The organism is Mycobacterium sp. (assembly GCF_050700595.1).
GTDB lineage: Bacteria > Actinomycetota > Actinomycetes > Mycobacteriales > Mycobacteriaceae > Mycobacterium.
Window position 1 is genome coordinate 1 of record NZ_JBOHHI010000198.1, and the last position, 15856, is coordinate 15856.

The 15856-nt window shown below is 65.0% G+C and carries 16 protein-coding genes; 10 read left to right on the forward strand and 6 right to left on the reverse strand.

Annotated elements, in window-relative coordinates; all coding sequences use genetic code 11:
• The 6 genes from ACRDTL_RS18465 to ACRDTL_RS18490 all read right to left on the reverse strand — a co-directional run.
• A partial coding sequence (locus ACRDTL_RS18465) for a GntR family transcriptional regulator (protein ID WP_431508143.1) occupies positions 1 to 232 on the reverse strand: 232 nt, incomplete at its 3' end.
• A gap of 41 nt (positions 233 to 273) precedes the next feature.
• Positions 274 to 1083 (reverse strand): LLM class F420-dependent oxidoreductase, encoded by an 810-nt coding sequence (locus ACRDTL_RS18470; protein ID WP_431508144.1) that lies wholly within the window; start codon positions 1081 to 1083, stop codon positions 274 to 276.
• A gap of 14 nt (positions 1084 to 1097) precedes the next feature.
• Positions 1098 to 1976 (reverse strand): alpha/beta fold hydrolase, encoded by an 879-nt coding sequence (locus ACRDTL_RS18475; RefSeq protein ID WP_431508145.1) that lies wholly within the window; start codon positions 1974 to 1976, stop codon positions 1098 to 1100.
• Positions 1977 to 2052: 76 nt separating this feature from the next.
• Positions 2053 to 3147 (reverse strand): inositol-3-phosphate synthase, encoded by a 1095-nt coding sequence (locus ACRDTL_RS18480; RefSeq protein WP_431508146.1) that lies wholly within the window; start codon positions 3145 to 3147, stop codon positions 2053 to 2055.
• Positions 3148 to 3200: 53 nt separating this feature from the next.
• On the reverse strand, positions 3201 to 3743 hold the full coding sequence (locus ACRDTL_RS18485; protein ID WP_431508147.1) for a PadR family transcriptional regulator: 543 nt from the start codon (positions 3741 to 3743) through the stop codon (positions 3201 to 3203).
• A gap of 124 nt (positions 3744 to 3867) precedes the next feature.
• A complete protein-coding gene (locus tag ACRDTL_RS18490; RefSeq protein ID WP_431508157.1) occupies positions 3868 to 4719 on the reverse strand; it encodes a DUF1707 SHOCT-like domain-containing protein in 852 nt (283 codons plus the stop codon).
• Between the two features lie 67 nt (positions 4720 to 4786).
• Between ACRDTL_RS18490 and ACRDTL_RS18495 the strand changes: the two genes are divergently transcribed.
• The 10 genes from ACRDTL_RS18495 to ACRDTL_RS18540 all read left to right on the forward strand — a co-directional run bounded on the left by ACRDTL_RS18495 (position 4787) and on the right by ACRDTL_RS18540 (position 15833).
• Entirely contained in the window at positions 4787 to 5221 is a 435-nt protein-coding gene (locus ACRDTL_RS18495) for a DUF5318 family protein (RefSeq protein WP_431508148.1), read from the forward strand.
• Positions 5214 to 7694 (forward strand): transglycosylase domain-containing protein, encoded by a 2481-nt coding sequence (locus tag ACRDTL_RS18500; RefSeq protein ID WP_431508149.1) that lies wholly within the window; start codon positions 5214 to 5216, stop codon positions 7692 to 7694. The genes ACRDTL_RS18495 and ACRDTL_RS18500 overlap by 8 nt, the downstream gene beginning before the upstream one ends.
• Before the next feature lie 47 nt (positions 7695 to 7741).
• A complete protein-coding gene (locus tag ACRDTL_RS18505) occupies positions 7742 to 9337 on the forward strand; it encodes a glycosyltransferase family 87 protein (RefSeq protein WP_431508158.1) in 1596 nt (531 codons plus the stop codon).
• 160 nt (positions 9338 to 9497) lie between these two features.
• On the forward strand, positions 9498 to 9788 hold the full coding sequence (rpsF, locus tag ACRDTL_RS18510) for a 30S ribosomal protein S6 (protein WP_431508150.1): 291 nt from the start codon (positions 9498 to 9500) through the stop codon (positions 9786 to 9788).
• A gap of 96 nt (positions 9789 to 9884) precedes the next feature.
• A complete protein-coding gene (locus tag ACRDTL_RS18515; protein ID WP_431508151.1) occupies positions 9885 to 10412 on the forward strand; it encodes a single-stranded DNA-binding protein in 528 nt (175 codons plus the stop codon).
• Positions 10413 to 10458: 46 nt separating this feature from the next.
• Positions 10459 to 10713: a 30S ribosomal protein S18 gene (gene rpsR / locus ACRDTL_RS18520; RefSeq protein ID WP_431508152.1), complete on the forward strand. Its 255-nt coding sequence runs from the start codon at positions 10459 to 10461 to the stop codon at positions 10711 to 10713.
• A gap of 26 nt (positions 10714 to 10739) precedes the next feature.
• A complete protein-coding gene (gene rplI, locus ACRDTL_RS18525; RefSeq protein WP_431508153.1) occupies positions 10740 to 11198 on the forward strand; it encodes a 50S ribosomal protein L9 in 459 nt (152 codons plus the stop codon).
• A gap of 450 nt (positions 11199 to 11648) precedes the next feature.
• Positions 11649 to 14726, forward strand: coding sequence for a replicative DNA helicase (locus tag ACRDTL_RS18530; RefSeq protein ID WP_431508154.1), 3078 nt, complete (start codon positions 11649 to 11651; stop codon positions 14724 to 14726).
• 65 nt (positions 14727 to 14791) lie between these two features.
• Positions 14792 to 15229 (forward strand): Imm63 family immunity protein, encoded by a 438-nt coding sequence (locus ACRDTL_RS18535; RefSeq protein ID WP_431508155.1) that lies wholly within the window; start codon positions 14792 to 14794, stop codon positions 15227 to 15229.
• A gap of 256 nt (positions 15230 to 15485) precedes the next feature.
• Positions 15486 to 15833, forward strand: a complete 348-nt coding sequence (locus ACRDTL_RS18540; RefSeq protein ID WP_431508156.1) for a DUF2384 domain-containing protein — start codon at positions 15486 to 15488, stop codon at positions 15831 to 15833.
• Positions 15834 to 15856: the final 23 nt, after the last annotated feature.

The window sequence follows — 15856 nt, forward strand, 5'->3', positions numbered from 1 at the left end:
TGTCTTCGTCGAACCGTTCGACGAACGCGCCCCGGTGGTATCGGGTGGACAGCACGCCGTCGCGTTCCAACTGAACGACGGCCTCTTGCACCGGGACGCGACTCATCCCCAGCTCCTTGGCGACCTCATTGCGGTCGACCCGGTCCCCGGTGCGCAGCTTGCCGGTCAGCACCAGGTTGAGGATGTAGGCGACGACCTGGTCCTTCTCTTTGGCCCCGTATTTCTTCGGCATTTCGCGGGCCAGTTTCTCACGCCGACGGCACCTACCGGTGTTTAACGGCGATCACGCCAGCGGCATAGCGCTTGTGCGCCGCTCAGGTCGTAGTCCGGACCGGAGGCGCCGATGGTCAGCACCGTCACGCCGAGCTGCGTCAGTCCCTCGGCCTCGGCGATCAGCGCATCGGAACCCGTCCCGCCGCCTGTTTCGCCTCCCACCGCGGCCGAGTGCTCGATGTCGGCCGGGTCACGTCCGATGGCGCCGCAGTGTTCGGCCAGCACGGCAGTCTTGTGGGGATACGTCTCAGCGGTGGCAAAACTGTGCCACAGGTCGGCGTGCTCGGCGACCAGGCGAAGCGTCTTGCGTTCGCCCTCGCCGCCGATCAGCAGCGGAATCTGGCCGGTGGGCGCCGGATTGAGCTTCGTCAGCCGGGACTTGATTCGGGGCAGTGCGGCCGCCAGGTCGTCGAGGCGGCTGCCGGCCGTACCGAACGGGAACCCATACTCGCGATAGTCCTTACGTTTCCAGCCGGCGCCGATACCCAAAATCAACCGGCTGTCGGAAATGTGGTCGACCGTGCGCGCCATGTCGGCGAGCAGTTCCGGGTTGCGGTAGGAGTTACAGCTGACCAATGCGCCGAATTGGATGCGCGATGTCTGCTCGGCCCAGGCGGCCAGCATCGTCCAGCATTCGAAGTGAGCACCGTCCGGGTCGCCGTAGAGCGGGAAGAAGTGATCCCAGTTGAACGCGACATCGACACCGATGTCTTCGCAGCGGCGGACGGCGTCGCGGATGGCTTGGTAGTTGGCAGCGTGCTGCGGCTGCAGCTGCACGGCGATCCTGATGGGCAAATCGGGGCGAGTCATACGACCACGGTAGGTCACCGTGTATCGAGCACTGTCCGCACGATGTCGATCAAGGCGCGCGGCTGGTCGCTTTGCACGGAGTGCCCGGAGTTCTCGACGATGTGCACACCAACGAAATGTGTTGCGCGCTGGGCGAGTTCGTCGGCGTCCTCGTCGGTGACGAAACCCGACCCGCCGCCCCGCACCAGGGTGATCGGCGCGGTCATGGCTGCCACAGCGTCCCATAGGCCGGCGAAGTCGGGCGTTGTGCGCATGGTGTCGTAGCGCCACGTCCAGCGGCCGTCGTCGAGCTGACGGGAATTGTGAAACACCCCGCGCCGCAACGACTTCTTGTCGCGGTGCGGCGCCGCCGCGGTAGTCAACTCCAGCATCGCGGCAAAGCTGGGAAATTCCCGTTCGCGGTGCATCAAGGCCACCGTGCCGCGCTGGTCGGCGGTCAGTTCGGCGTGTCGGCGCAGCGCCGACGGTGTGACGTCGACGAGCATCAGTTCGGCCACCAGTTCCGGTGCGGCCGCGGCCAGCCCGATCGCGGTCAGCCCGCCCAACGACATGCCGACGACAAGGTTGGCATCCGGAGCGAGCTCGCGCAGGACCGGCGCCAAGGCGGCCGCGTTGCGCTGCGGCGCGTAGTCACCATCGTCGCGCCAGTCGGAATGGCCATGACCGGGCAGGTCCACCGCCAACGCCGGCTCGCCCACGCCGACGATCACGGTGTCCCAGGTGTGCGCGTTCTGTCCGCCACCATGCAGGAAGATCAGCCGTGGCGAGCGCTCGCCCCAGCGCAGCGCGCTGACCGCACCCGCGTGGACGCGTTCCACACTGGGCAACGGCCCAGTTACGCCGGCCTGCTCGGCATTCTCGGGCAGAAACGCGAATTCGGAGAGCCCGGCCATAGTTATTCCGCCGCGAAAGTGCAAGTAGCGTCATGTTTTCCAAGAAGGGTCGTCGCCAGTTGCACTCTCGCGAGCATCAATCCGTGATGAACTGCTCGAGCCGGGTGCGGGCGACGTCGTCGGCCAGCTGCTGCGGCGGGCTCTTCATCAGGTACGCCGACGCTGCCACGACCGGCCCGCCGATGCCGCGGTCTTTGGCGATCTTGGCCGCCCGGATCGCGTCGATGATCACGCCCGCGGAGTTCGGCGAGTCCCACACCTCGAGCTTGTACTCCAGATTCAGCGGTACGTCGCCGAACGCGCGGCCCTCCAGTCGCACGTAGGCCCACTTGCGGTCATCAAGCCAGCTGACGTGGTCGGACGGGCCGATGTGCACGTCTTTGGTGTTGAACTCGCGCTTCAGGTTGGAGGTGACGGCCCGGGTCTTGGAGATCTTCTTCGACTCCAACCGCTCGCGTTCGAGCATGTTCAGAAAGTCCATGTTGCCGCCCACATTGAGCTGCATGGTGCGATCCAGTTGCACGCCGCGGTCCTCGAACAGCTTGGCCATCACCCGGTGGGTGATCGTCGCACCGACCTGGCTCTTGATGTCGTCGCCGACGATCGGCACACCGGCGTCAGTGAACTTGGCCGCCCACACCGGGTCGGAGGCGATGAACACCGGCAGGGCGTTGACGAATGCCACGCCGACGTCGATCGCGCACTGGGCGTAGAACTTGTCTGCCTCATCCGATCCCACCGGCAGGTAGGAGACCAGCACGTCTGCCTTGGAGTCCCGCAGGGCAGCGACCACGTCGACGGCCTCGACATCGGACAGCTCGATGGTGTCCGCGTAATACTTGCCGATGCCGTCCAGCGTCGGGCCGCGCTGCACGACCACGTTGGTGGGCGGTACGTCGGCGATCTTGATGGTGTTGTTCTCCGACGCGAAGATCGCATCGGAAAGGTCGAAGCCGACCTTCTTGGCGTCCACGTCGAACGCGGCGACGAACTTGACGTCGCGGACGTGGTACGGCCCGAACCGCACATGCATCAGACCCGGCACCGACGAGGCCTCGTCGGCGTTCTGGTAATACTGGACGCCCTGTACCAGCGACGATGCGCAGTTGCCGACGCCGACGATCGCGACCCGGATCTCCGTCGACGCCTCTGCCACAGTTTGCTCAGTCATCGGGCGTTCTCCTTCTACCTCTGTCGTGGTTCTGCCGGTTTGGTCGGATGGATTTAGGACTGTTCGGCGCGGCGTTGCGCCACGCGTTCGGCGGCGATCAGCTCGTTGAGCCAGTTGACTTCCCGTTCGCTCGACTCCAATCCGAGCTGGTGCAGCTGGCGGGTGTAGCGATCGAACGAGTTGCTGGCCCGCGCCACTGCGTCGCGCAGGCCCTCACGGCGCTCCTCCACTTGGCGGCGGCGGCCTTCCAGGATGCGCATCCGCGCTTCGGCCGGGGTGCGGTTGAAGAACGCCAAGTGCACGCCGAAGCCGTCGTCGGTGTAGTTGTGCGGGCCGGTGTCGGCCACCAGCTCGCTGAAGCGTCGCCGGCCCGCGTCGGTCAGCTGGTACACCCTCCGGGCCCGCCGCACCGGGGTCCCGGCCGGCGCGGCGTCCTCGGCGATCAGCCCGTCGGCCTGCATCCGCCGCAGCGCCGGGTAGAGCGACCCATAAGAAAAGGCGCGGAACGCCCCCAGCAGACCGGTCAGCCGTTTACGCAGCTCGTAGCCGTGCATAGGCGACTCGAGCACGAGTCCGAGGATGGCAAGCTCCAGCATCGAGTCACCTCCTTTACTCGGGTTGTTACGACAGATCGACATGTCGGGGCACAGCCTCGCGTCATAGTATCGCCCCGATATATTTGCCACCACACCAGCTGCTGTTTGTACAGCGTTCAGCCACTCAGGACGGGTAGTTCACCCGTTTGGCGGCGCCATCGCCGGCAAATTGGATGTAGCCGCTGCCGTAATCACTGGAGACATACACCGACAGCGACAGCGCGTCCGGTGTCGTCGGGTCGCGGGACGGCTCCACGATCAGGTAGGTGGATTTGACGTCGGACTGCTTGATGCCAAGCGTTTCCGGCGCTCCCCGCAGGATGCCAACTGTCGTCTTCGGGTCGAATTGCCCCAAATCGACCAGGACGCCGTCACCGCTCTTGGCTGAGCTGGTGGGATCACCCCACCCGCCGCGGTAGGTGTAGCTCAGGTACCGGCGCTCGTCTTTGGGATCGGGGCGATCCATCGACGCATAGTCGGGGTAGATCACCAGGCGATAGCCCTTGGTGTCGCCAAACTTCTTACGCGCTTGTTCCATCAGCCCGGTCAGACCGCCCAGCGACTCCAGTTGTCTGGGCGGTGTGAGCACCACCGGCGCGACGCCGTCGGGCTTGGCGCCGGGATCCGACGTGAAACTCAGCGGCGAGCTGGTGTTGCCGTAGAGCCCCCACCCGATGCCGACGCCCAGCAACACCGCGACGACCAGTGCTGCCGCGGCGATACCCCGGCCGCCGAGCTTAGGCGTCTTGGCAAGCGCGGGCAGCTGCACCGGGGCGCTCTCGGTCTGCAGATCAGTCACCAGTGCGTGCAGATCGCCGAGCGTGACGGCGTTAGTCGCCACGCCGACGCGTTCCCGGTGCTCCTCCGTCGACAGCTGGCCCTCCCTGAGCGCCCCGTCGAGAATCCGACAGGTGTCCTCCCGGTCGCTGTCTTTGGCCCGGGTCGCCGTCGTTTGCCGTATCGCCACGGCGATGATCGTAGAAGCCCGCGCCGCATGGTGATCTCCGAATGCGTGAGCCGGAAGCCGTCGTACTCTGGTGGGCGTGCGATTGCAGCGACAGGTAGTGGAGTATGCGCTTCGGCGTCGCTCACTGCTGGCCGAGGTCTACTCGGGGCGAACCGGTGTCTCCGAGGTGTGTGACGCCAACCCCTACCTGCTGCGTGCCGCGAAGTTCCACGGGAAACTCAGCGCGGTGATGTGCCCGATCTGCCGGAAGGAGCAGCTCACGCTGGTGTCGTGGGTGTTCGGCGACCACCTGGGCGCGGTATCCGGCTCCGCGCGCACCGCCGAAGAGTTGGTCCTGCTGGCGTCCCGGTACGAGGAGTTCTCCGTACACGTAGTGGAGGTATGCCGGACCTGCAGCTGGAATCACCTGGTCAAATCGTATGTGCTCGGCGCGTCTCGGCCGGCCCGTCCGCCCAGGGGGTCGCGGAGTGCCCGGACGGCGCGCAACGGCGTCCGCACGGCCAGTGAATAACGAAGGGCGCCAGGACCCGTCGGCCGCCGATGCCGGGAACGGCAGCGGTGAGTCCGAGGCTCCGTCCGGCGATGGCGACAACCGGTCGCGCCAGCAACCGCGGCCGGGGCAACGCCGGGCGGTTCCGCCCGACGACCGGTTGACGTCGATCCTCCCGCCCGTCACGGACGACCGGTCACAACGACTGCGAGATCCGATCGAGGCGGTCAAGGCCGCGCTGGACGGCACGGGGCCCAGGCAGCCGGAGCACGATCCGATCTCGCCGCCCCGACCGCCGCAACGGCAGCAGCCATTGAGCGATCGACGTCCGCCCGGCGGCGGCCCGTCCGGCGGCGGTCCGCCGCCGCCGCAGCTACCGGACTGGACCTGGCTTCGCCGTATCGACTGGAGATGGGTGCGGCGCGGGCTCTATGTGACCGCGGCGGTGCTGCTGCTGCTGCCGTTCGTCACCTTCGCGATGGCCTACTTGATCGTCGACGTGCCCAAGCCCGGCGACATCCGTAGCAACCAGGTGTCGACGATCCTGGCCAGTGACGGTACGGAACTAGCCAAAATTGTTCCACCCGAGGGTAACCGGGTCGACGTGGACCTCAACCAGGTTCCGGTGCACGTGCGGCAGGCGGTAATCGCGGCCGAAGACCGCAACTTCTATTCCAATCCGGGGTTTTCGTTTTCCGGATTCGCGCGGGCGGTGAAAAACAACCTGTTCGGCGGTGACCTCCAGGGCGGCTCGACCATCACCCAGCAGTACGTCAAGAACGCGCTGGTGGGCTCGCAGCGCAGCGGGATGAGCGGCATGATCCGCAAGGCCAAGGAACTCGTCATCGCCACCAAGATGTCGGGGGAGTGGTCCAAAGACGATGTGTTGCAGGCCTACCTGAACATCATCTACTTCGGTCGGGGTGCCTACGGCATCTCAGCGGCCGCCAAGGCGTACTTCGACAAACCCGTCGAACAGCTTGACGTCGCCGAGGGCGCACTACTGGCCGCGTTGATCCAACGCCCGTCCTCGCTCGACCCGGCGGTCGACCCGCAGGGCGCCCGGGCGCGCTGGAACTGGGTGCTCGACGGCATGGTCGAGACGGGTGCGCTGTCACCGAAAGATCGCGCAGCGCAGACGTTTCCATCGACACTGCCGCCGGATCAGGCCCGCGCGCAAAACCAGACCAGCGGCCCCAACGGTCTGATTGAGCGGCAGGTGACCAAGGAGTTGCTCGACCTGTTCAACATCGACGAGCAGACTCTCAATACTCAGGGGTTGCAGATCACCACCACGATCGACACGCAAGCCCAAAAGGCCGCCGAGAAGGCGGTGTCGCAGTACGTCGACAGCCAGGACCCCGACATGCGGGCCGCGGTGGTCTCGATCGACCCGCATAACAGTGCGGTGAAGGCCTACTACGGCGGTTCGGACGCCAACGGCTTCGACTTCGCACAGGCCGGCCTGCAGACCGGGTCGTCGTTCAAGGTTTTCACGTTGATCGCCGCGCTCGAACAGGGCATCGGGTTGGGCTATCAGGTAGATAGCTCTCCACTGACCGTCGACGGCATCAAGATCACCAACGTCGAGGGCGAAAGCTGCGGCACCTGCAACATTGCCGAGGCCCTGAAACGATCGTTGAACACCTCTTACTACCGGCTGATGCTCAAGCTAAAGAACGGGCCGGAAGACGTCGCGAAGGCGGCACACCAGGCGGGGATAGCCGACAGCTTCCCCGGCGTTCCGCACACGCTGTCCGAAGACGGCCAGGGTGGCCCACCCAACAACGGAATTGTGTTGGGCCAGTATCAGACCCGGGTGATGGACATGGCTTCGGCGTACGCGACGCTGGCCGACTCCGGTATCTATCACGCTCCGCATTTCGTGCAAAAGGTGGTCAACTCCGACGGCCATGTGCTCTTCGACGCTTCCACCCGGGACGACACCGACGAACAGCGCATCCCCAAAGACGTCGCCGACAATGTCACGTCGGCGATGCAGCCGATCGCCGGCTACTCGCGGGGTCATACCCTGGCCGGTGGCCGGCTGTCGGCGGCCAAGACCGGCACCACACAGCTCGGTAAGACCGATGCCAATAAGGACGCGTGGATGGTGGGATACACGCCGTCGTTGTCGACTGCGGTGTGGGTGGGCACTGTCAAGGACGACGAACCGCTGGTCAACAAATGGGGCTCGCCGGTATGGGGCTCGAGCCTGCCGGCCGACATCTGGAAAGCGACCATGGACGGTGCGCTAAAGGGCACCTCCAACGAGTCCTTCCCCAAGCCCGGCGCGATCGGTGGGTACGCCGGCGCGCCGGTCGCGCCGCCGCCACCGCCGAAGGAGGAAATGCCGGCGCCGCCGCTACCGGGGAACGTCATCCAGCCCACCATCGAAATCGCGCCGGGTATCACGATCCCGGTCGGTCCACCCACCACCGTTCCCATCGGACCGCCACCGGGAGCACCCGCCGGACCGCCGCCGCCGCCGTGACGCAGCGGGTCGCCGCCGAAGAACCCGCCCCGACAGACCGTGCCGCCATCTCGCCGGGTCGGTCGCTTGTTGATCTGCGCGCCGCCAGAGACCGTGATTGTCCCAGCCGCACCGACGTTTTAGGCGCGGCGCTGTCGGCGGTCGTCGGCGGTCCGGTGGGCAGACACGCGCTGATTGGCCGCGCGCGGCTACTCACCCCGCTGCGGGTGATGTTCCTCATTGCCCTGGTGTTCCTGGCGTTGGGCTGGGCGACGAAGGCGCCCTGCCTGCAGAGCACCGGGACCGGGCCGGGCGAAGCGCGGGTGGCCAACTGGCAGAACCAACGCGCCTACTACCAGCTGTGCTACTCCGACACGATTCCGCTCTACGGCGCGGAGCTGTTGAGCCAGGGCAAGTTTCCGTACAAGTCCAGCTGGGTCGAGGAGGATGCCAGCGGCAGTCCGAAGGTCCGCTACGACGGCCATCCGGCGGTGCGATACATGGAGTATCCGGTGTTGACCGGGGTCTACCAGTACGTGTCGATGGCGTTGGCCAAGACCTACACCGCGTTGAGCAAGCTGGTCCCGCTACCGATCGTTGCCGAAGTGGTGGTGTTCTTCGACATCGTCGCGCTCGGGCTGGCACTGGCCTGGCTGGCGACGATCTGGGCCACTGCCGGCCTGGCGGGTCGACGAATATGGGATGCGGCGTTGGTTGCCGCGTCACCGCTGGTTATCTTTCAGATGTTCACCAATTTCGACGCCCTGGCAACGGCTTTGGCGGCGGGCGGGCTGCTGGCGTGGGCGCGGCGACGGCCGGTGCCGGCCGGCGTGCTGATCGGTTTAGGGGTGGCCGCCAAGCTGTATCCGGCGTTGTTGTTGGGCCCGCTGTTCGTGCTGGGGATCCGCACCGGGAGGCTCCGTGAGCTGGCCCGCACCGCCGTAGCGGCGGTGGTGACGTGGCTGCTGGTGAACCTGCCGGTGATGGTGGAGTTTCCGCGGGGGTGGTCGGAGTTCTTCCGGCTCAACACTCGCCGCGGCGATGACATGGACTCGATCTACAACGTCGTCAAGTCGTTTACCGGCTGGCCCGGCTTCGATCCCAAGCTGGGCACGTGGCAACCGCCGACGGTATTGAACCTCGTCGCCGCGGTGCTGTTTGTATTGTCTTGCGGGGCTATCGCTTACGTCGCACTTACGGCACCGCAGCGACCCCGGGTCGGACAGTTGGCATTTTTGGTGGTGGCCGCGTTTTTGCTGACGAACAAGGTGTGGAGCCCGCAGTTCTCGCTGTGGCTGGTACCGCTGGCTGTGCTGGCGTTGCCGCACCGCCGGGTCTTACTGGCCTGGATGACGATCGACGCGCTGGTGTGGGTGCCGCGGATGTACTACCTCTACGGTGAATCGAACCGGGGACTGCCGGAGCAGTGGTTCACCGCGGCGGTGCTGGTGCGCGACATCGCGGTGGTGGTGCTCTGCGCGCTGGTGGTCCGCCAGATCTACCGGCCCGGCGAGGACCTGGTGCGCTGGGGTGGGCGGGTCGACGATCCGGTGGGCGGGGTGTTCGACAGGGCCGGCGATGCGCCGCCGGAATGGCTGGCGGACTGGCTACGACCGGCTCGGCTGCGACGATCGAGGCTGCCTGCCGAGCCCTCGGGGGCCTGACGACCTCAACGCAGTGTCGATGCCCTGGACGCACACTCGACGGCGGATTTCGCAAGCACAACCATCGTCCGGTAACCTTGTGCGGTTGCCGACGCAGGCGACCCTCCTGCCACGGAAAGCACCGTGGCCGCACACGACCATAGGAGGTGATGAGGTTCCCATGCGTCCATACGAAATCATGGTCATCCTCGACCCCACTCTTGACGAGCGCACCGTCGAGCCGTCGTTGGAGACCTTCCTCAACGTCATCCGCAAAGACGGCGGAACCGTGGAGAAGGTCGACATCTGGGGTCGGCGCCGGCTGGCGTATGAGATCGCCAAGCACGCCGAGGGCATCTATGCGGTGATCGACGTCAAGGCCGCGCCAGCGACGGTGTCCGAGCTCGACCGTCAGCTCAGCCTGAACGAGTCGGTACTGCGCACCAAGGTGATGCGCACCGACAAGCACTAACCTGTGAGCGAATAACCCCGGGACGTCAGAGCCGTTGCGTAGGCTCAGCGCAGTGACAATCCACCCGCCGATCCCAGGCGGACCCAGGAGGAAATTGTGGCTGGTGACACCACCATCACCGTTGTCGGAAACCTGACCGCCGACCCCGAACTGCGGTTCACCCCATCCGGTGCTGCCGTGGCGAACTTCACCGTAGCCTCCACACCGCGGATCTATGACCGCCAAAACGGGGAATGGAAGGACGGCGAGGCGCTGTTTTTGCGCTGCAACATCTGGCGTGAGGCGGCCGAGAACGTTGCCGAAAGCCTGACCCGTGGCTCACGGGTGATCGTTTCGGGCAGGCTCAAGCAGCGGTCGTTCGAAACCCGCGAAGGTGAGAAACGCACGGTGTTCGAAGTCGAGGTCGACGAGATCGGGCCTTCGCTTCGGTATGCCACCGCCAAGGTCAACAAGGCCAGCCGCAGCGCCGGCGGGGGCGGCGGGGGCGGCGGCGGCTTCGGCGGCGGCGGCGGGTCACGTCAGGCGGCGCCGGCTGAGCCCAGCGGCGGGTCCGGCGACGACCCGTGGGGCAGCGCGCCGGCGTCCGGCTCGTTCGGCGGCGGCAGCGATGAACCCCCCTTCTGATAACCGAACCTGCTGATACCCGAACTACAGAACGAAAGAGACCAACATGGCCAAGTCCACTAGGCGGCGACCGGCTCCGGAAAAGCCGGTCAAGGCCCGCAAGTGCGTGTTCTGCGGCAAAAAGGATCAAGTGATCGACTACAAGGACACTGCGTTGCTGCGCACCTACATCAGCGAGCGCGGCAAGATACGTGCCCGACGCGTCACGGGAAACTGCGTGCAGCACCAGCGCGACATCGCGATTGCGGTCAAGAACGCCCGCGAGGTCGCGCTGCTGCCCTTCACCTCCTCGACGCGGTAGACCCTGCAGAACAGAAAGCACGAAACATGAAGCTGATTTTGACTGCCGAGGTCGACCACCTCGGTTCTGTGGGTGACACCGTCGAGGTCAAAGACGGGTACGGCCGTAACTTCCTGGTGCCGCGCGGGCTGGCGATCGTTGCGTCGCGCGGCGCGCAGAAGCAGGTCGACGACATCCGCCGCGCCCGGGAAACCAAACAGGTGCGCGACCTCGACCACGCCAACGAGCTCAAGACCGCGATCGATACGCTCGGCACGGTGTCGTTGCCGGTGAAGGCGTCGGGCGACTCGGGCAAGTTGTTCGGTTCGGTGACGGCCGGCGACGTGGTGACGGCGATCAAGAAGGCGGGCGGGCCCAACCTCGACAAGCGGATCGTGCGGCTGCCCAAGACCCATATCAAAGCGATCGGCACCTACCCGATCACGGTGCGTCTGCACCCGGGGGTCGACGTCGAAATCGCGGTCGACGTCGTCGCAGGCGTCTAACTCTCAGCACCATCCAGTTCGATGGCGGCCACAGCGGCCTTCGGTGTTGCGCCGGCGAACTTGCACGCGCGTAAGGTCCGTTAGCGAACGTAACCGTCTGTTAACGCCCGCCATGGCTGGGCGAAACGCAACACGCCCGAAATGGCAACCGAACACGACACGCCGAAGAGATTCCCATCCACACAACTTGTATACCGTTGTGGTCCGCTTATCTGGGTAAATGCCGTAACAACACAGAGTGCTCCACAGGTTCTCCACATCCGCCTCAACACGGTACCGACGGCTATGCACAGCCGATGCACAACTTCATAAACAGTGGCGCTTGGAGACCTTGGCAGCAACCTTTAGCGTCAACCCGGCGCCCGGCGATGTCGGTGGCTTGTCCTAGCGTTCGAGACGTCGGATGTCGAACAGACGTTCGGCTGATGTGCCGAAGGAGGTGGGGAGCTCATGGCGGTTGTCGACGATCTCGGACATCCGACCATGGACGCCCCCAGCGAGGATTTCGGCCGCCAACCACCCCAGGACCTCGCGGCCGAGCAGTCGGTGCTCGGCGGGATGCTGTTGAGCAAGGACGCCATCGCTGACGTGCTGGAACGGCTGCGGCCGGGTGATTTCTACCGCCCCTCGCACCAGAACGTCTACGACGCCATTCTGGACCTCTACGGGCGAGGCGAGCCGGCCGACGCGGTGACGGTGGCCGCCGAGCTGGACCGCCGGGGTCTGCTGCGCCGGATCGGCGGCGCGCCGTATCTACACACCTTGATTTCGACGGTGCCAACGGCCGCCAACGCCGGCTACTATGCCGGCATCGTCGCCGAGAAGGCGTTGCTGCGCCGGCTGGTGGAGGCCGGCACCCGAGTGGTGCAGTACGGCTATGCCGGCGCGGAGGGCTCCGACGTCGCCGAGGTGGTCGATCGGGCGCAAGCCGAGATCTACGAGGTCACCGATCGACGGCTCTCCGAGGACTTCGTCCCGCTGGAGGACCTGCTGCAGCCGACGATGGACGAGATCGATGCGATCGCGTCCAGCGGCGGGCTGGCGCGCGGGGTGCCGACCGGGTTCACCGAACTCGACGACGTGACCAACGGCCTGCATCCCGGGCAGATGATCATCGTCGCGGCCAGGCCGGGGGTGGGCAAAGCACTGGCGCTCGATACGCCGCTGCCGACGCCGGCCGGCTGGACGACGATGGGCGACGTCGCGGACGGCGATGCGTTGCTCGACGCCGACGGGCAGCCGACCCGGGTGCTGGCCGCGACCGATGTCATGCTGGGCCGGCCTTGTTATGAGGTCGAATTCTCCGACGGCACGGTGATCGTCGCCGACGCGGCTCATCAGTGGCCCACCGGCTACGGGGTGCGGACCACGGTCGAATTACGCTGCGGGCGCGACACTATCGCGGCGGCCGGGTCGATCGGCCTGGACGCCGAGCATAACGTCGCATTGATGGCCCCGGCTCTGGAGTTGGCCTCGGTGCACCGGATGCCCAGTGTTCCGGTGCGGTGCGTACAGGTCGACAACGACGCCCGCCTGTATCTGGCCGGTCGCGGGATGGTGCCCACCCACAACTCGACGCTCGGGCTGGACTTCATGCGGTCTTGCTCGATCAAGCACCGGTTGGCCAGTGTCATTTTTTCGTTGGAGATGAGCAAGTCCGAGATCGTGATGCGGTTACTGTCGGCCGAGGCGAAAATCAAACTTTCCGATATGCGGTCGGGCCGGATGAGCGACGACGACTGGACCCGGCTGGCGCGGCGGATGAGCGAGATCAGCGAGGCGCCACTGTATATCGACGACTCGCCGAATCTGACGATGATGGAGATCCGCGCCAAGGCGCGGCGGCTGCGGCAGAAGGCCGATCTGAAGCTGGTTGTTGTGGACTACCTGCAGCTGATGACGTCCGGCAAGAAGTTCGAGTCGCGCCAGGTCGAGGTGTCCGAATTCTCCCGCAACTTAAAGCTTTTAGCGAAGGAGCTCGACGTCCCGGTTATCGCCATCAGCCAGCTCAACCGCGGTCCCGAGCAGCGCACCGACAAGAAGCCAATGTTAGCTGATCTAAGGGAATCGGGGTGCCTTACCGCGTCGACGCGGATCTTACGGGCGGACACCGGCGCGGAGGTGACGCTGGGCGAGTTACTACGCACCGGCGAGCGACCGCTGGTGTGGTCGCTGGACGAGCGGCTGCACATGACGGCCCGACCAATGACGAATGTGTTCCCCAGCGGCCGCAAAGAGGTGTTTCGGCTGCGGCTCGCCTCCGGACGCGAAGTCGAAGCGACAGGCAACCACCCGTTCATGACGATTGATGGCTGGACTCCGTTGGAGGACCTCAAGGTTGGTGATCGTCTGGCGGTGCCGAGGATGGTACCGGAGCCGGTAGACACGCAGCGGATGGCCGATGCAGAGGTGGTGCTTCTGGCCCACATGATCGGTGATGGGTCGTGCGTGAAGAACCAGCCGATCCGCTACGCCAGCATCGACGAGGCAAACCTGGCTGCCGTGACGATCTCCGCCGCGCACTTCGGGGTGACCGCGGCGCGAGACGACTACCCGGCTGCGCGCGTTACGACGTTGCGGCTGCGGGCGCCGTATCACCTGACGCACCGTCGACGTAACCCGATCGCGGCGTGGCTGGATGGGCTTGGGCTGTTTGGATTGCGGAGTTACGAAAAGTTTGTGCCGCAACAGGTGTTCGCGTTGCCTAACGATCAGGTGGCGCTGTTCTTACGGCATCTGTGGGCGACCGACGGTTCCGTTGCCTGGGATGCGAAGGTCGGTCAGGCGCGGATCTACTATGCGTCGACTAGTCGGCGTCTGGTAGATGACGTGGCGGCACTACTGCTTCGAGTCGGTGTATTGGGGCGCATCAAGCGGGTGCGCAAGGCGGGCTACCGCGACTGCTGGCACCTCTATATCTACGGTGCAGAGAACCAGACGAGGTTCCTTCGACACGTTGGCATGAACGGTGCGAAAGCAGTCGCGGCGCAGGAGGTGCTCGCCCAACTCGATGGGATCGTCCGCAGCACCAACCTGGACACGGTGCCAAAAGAGGTGTGGAGCCAGGTCAAGACATCGTTGGTGGGCCAACAGATGACGCATCGTCAGTTTGCCGCCGCAATGGGGACGAAGTTCTGCGGATCGACATTGTGGAAGCACGCGCCGAGTCGCGGGCGACTGCACCGTGTTGCGGCACTGCTCGAAGACCGGGAGATCCATGCACTGGCCACGACGGACGTGTTCTGGGATCAAATCGTAGACATCACTAGCATCGGCGAACAGGACGTCTACGACGGAACCGTATGTGAAACACACAATTTCGTCGCAAATGGGATCAGTGCCCATAATTCTTTGGAGCAAGACTCGGATTTGGTGATTTTGCTACACCGCCCGGATGCCTTCGAGCGCGACGATCCGCGCGGCGGCGAGGCGGACTTGATTCTGGCCAAGCACCGCAACGGCCCGACCAAGACCGTCACCGTCGCTCACCAACTGCACTTGTCGCGGTTCGCCAACATGGCGCGGTAGGGATTGTTGTCGAGATGCAGCAAGGATACGCAAACAGGTGCCCTTTGTTTAACAAGGAGACGGCTATGGTTGATGACAAGACGGCCCATCTGCAGTCAGAAATCAATCGACTCGCCGCAAAGCTGAACGCTCAACCAGTCGAGGTCGGCCACCTGTTGAAGAACGACGATCTGAACATCTTCATCGACGATGACGGCAGGTATCACTACAGCTACTGGGAGCGGGGCAAGCCGAACTTCGATCGCGTCGGCGAGATCGATGACGTCCTGTACTGGTTCGCCGAGGGACTAACCTTTGACGCCGGCAGTTCGTACTCCGCTAGACACAGCCGCCAAACCCAGGACTTCCGTATCTTGTTGTGGGCCAGACAATATGAGCTGCTAAACCAACTTAGCCCGCGCTGGGCCAAGCGCTGTGTACGCGAAACCGCGAACAAGCTACGGGGTTGGGGCAAAGACGAAGATATCGAGCTGTTACCAAACATCCCCGAACGCAACAGCTAACCGCACCAGGCTTCTGTAACATGCTGAACCATTGTCAACCCCGCACCGCCGAGTCCTGTCAATCGGCGCTACATCTCGACATCCGCCGCGCGTATTCGCCGCCGCAAAGCACAACGGTTGCAGTAGCAGCACCGCAGGCTCGCGCCGTCCGCGCACCAAATGCCCCTCCGTTAGCGAGGCACCAGCAGCGTTGCCGCCGACGTCGATAACCGGTAGTATAACCGGCAGCGAAACCGGAAGTTGAGGAGCGCCTCGTATGGCGGACACATTGGACCGGGCGGTCGAGGCCAGTGAGATTGTCGATGCCTTGAAACCGTTCGGCGTCACTCAGGTCGATGTCGCCGCGGTTACGCAGGTCTCTGACCGCGCGGTGCGCGGCTGGCGAACCGGCGACATCCGCCCCGACCGGTACGACCGGCTCGCGCAGCTCCGTGACCTCGTCCTCCTGCTTTCAGACTCGCTGACCGCCCGGGGCGTCGGCCAGTGGCTGCACGCCAAGAATCGTCTCCTAGACGGCGAGCGCCCTATCGACCTGCTCGCTGAGGAGCGCTACGAGGAGGTACGCGGCGCGGCCGAATCCTTCATCGACGGCTCCTACGTGTGACGCTCGCCGACGCGGTCGCGACC

What these genes read in the sequence shown, in the direction of transcription:
- ACRDTL_RS18470 (WP_431508144.1), bottom strand. Translation starts at nt 1,083, where the DNA reads ATGACTCGCCCCGATTTGCCCATCAGGATCGCCGTGCAGCTGCAGCCG.
- ACRDTL_RS18475 (WP_431508145.1), bottom strand. Translation starts at nt 1,976, where the DNA reads ATGGCCGGGCTCTCCGAATTCGCGTTTCTGCCCGAGAATGCCGAGCAG.
- ACRDTL_RS18480 (WP_431508146.1), bottom strand. Translation starts at nt 3,147, where the DNA reads ATGACTGAGCAAACTGTGGCAGAGGCGTCGACGGAGATCCGGGTCGCG.
- ACRDTL_RS18485 (WP_431508147.1), bottom strand. Translation starts at nt 3,743, where the DNA reads ATGCTGGAGCTTGCCATCCTCGGACTCGTGCTCGAGTCGCCTATGCAC.
- rpsF (WP_431508150.1), top strand. Translation starts at nt 9,498, where the DNA reads ATGCGTCCATACGAAATCATGGTCATCCTCGACCCCACTCTTGACGAG.
- rpsR (WP_431508152.1), top strand. Translation starts at nt 10,459, where the DNA reads ATGGCCAAGTCCACTAGGCGGCGACCGGCTCCGGAAAAGCCGGTCAAG.
- rplI (WP_431508153.1), top strand. Translation starts at nt 10,740, where the DNA reads ATGAAGCTGATTTTGACTGCCGAGGTCGACCACCTCGGTTCTGTGGGT.
- ACRDTL_RS18530 (WP_431508154.1), top strand. Translation starts at nt 11,649, where the DNA reads ATGGCGGTTGTCGACGATCTCGGACATCCGACCATGGACGCCCCCAGC.
- ACRDTL_RS18535 (WP_431508155.1), top strand. Translation starts at nt 14,792, where the DNA reads ATGGTTGATGACAAGACGGCCCATCTGCAGTCAGAAATCAATCGACTC.
- ACRDTL_RS18540 (WP_431508156.1), top strand. Translation starts at nt 15,486, where the DNA reads ATGGCGGACACATTGGACCGGGCGGTCGAGGCCAGTGAGATTGTCGAT.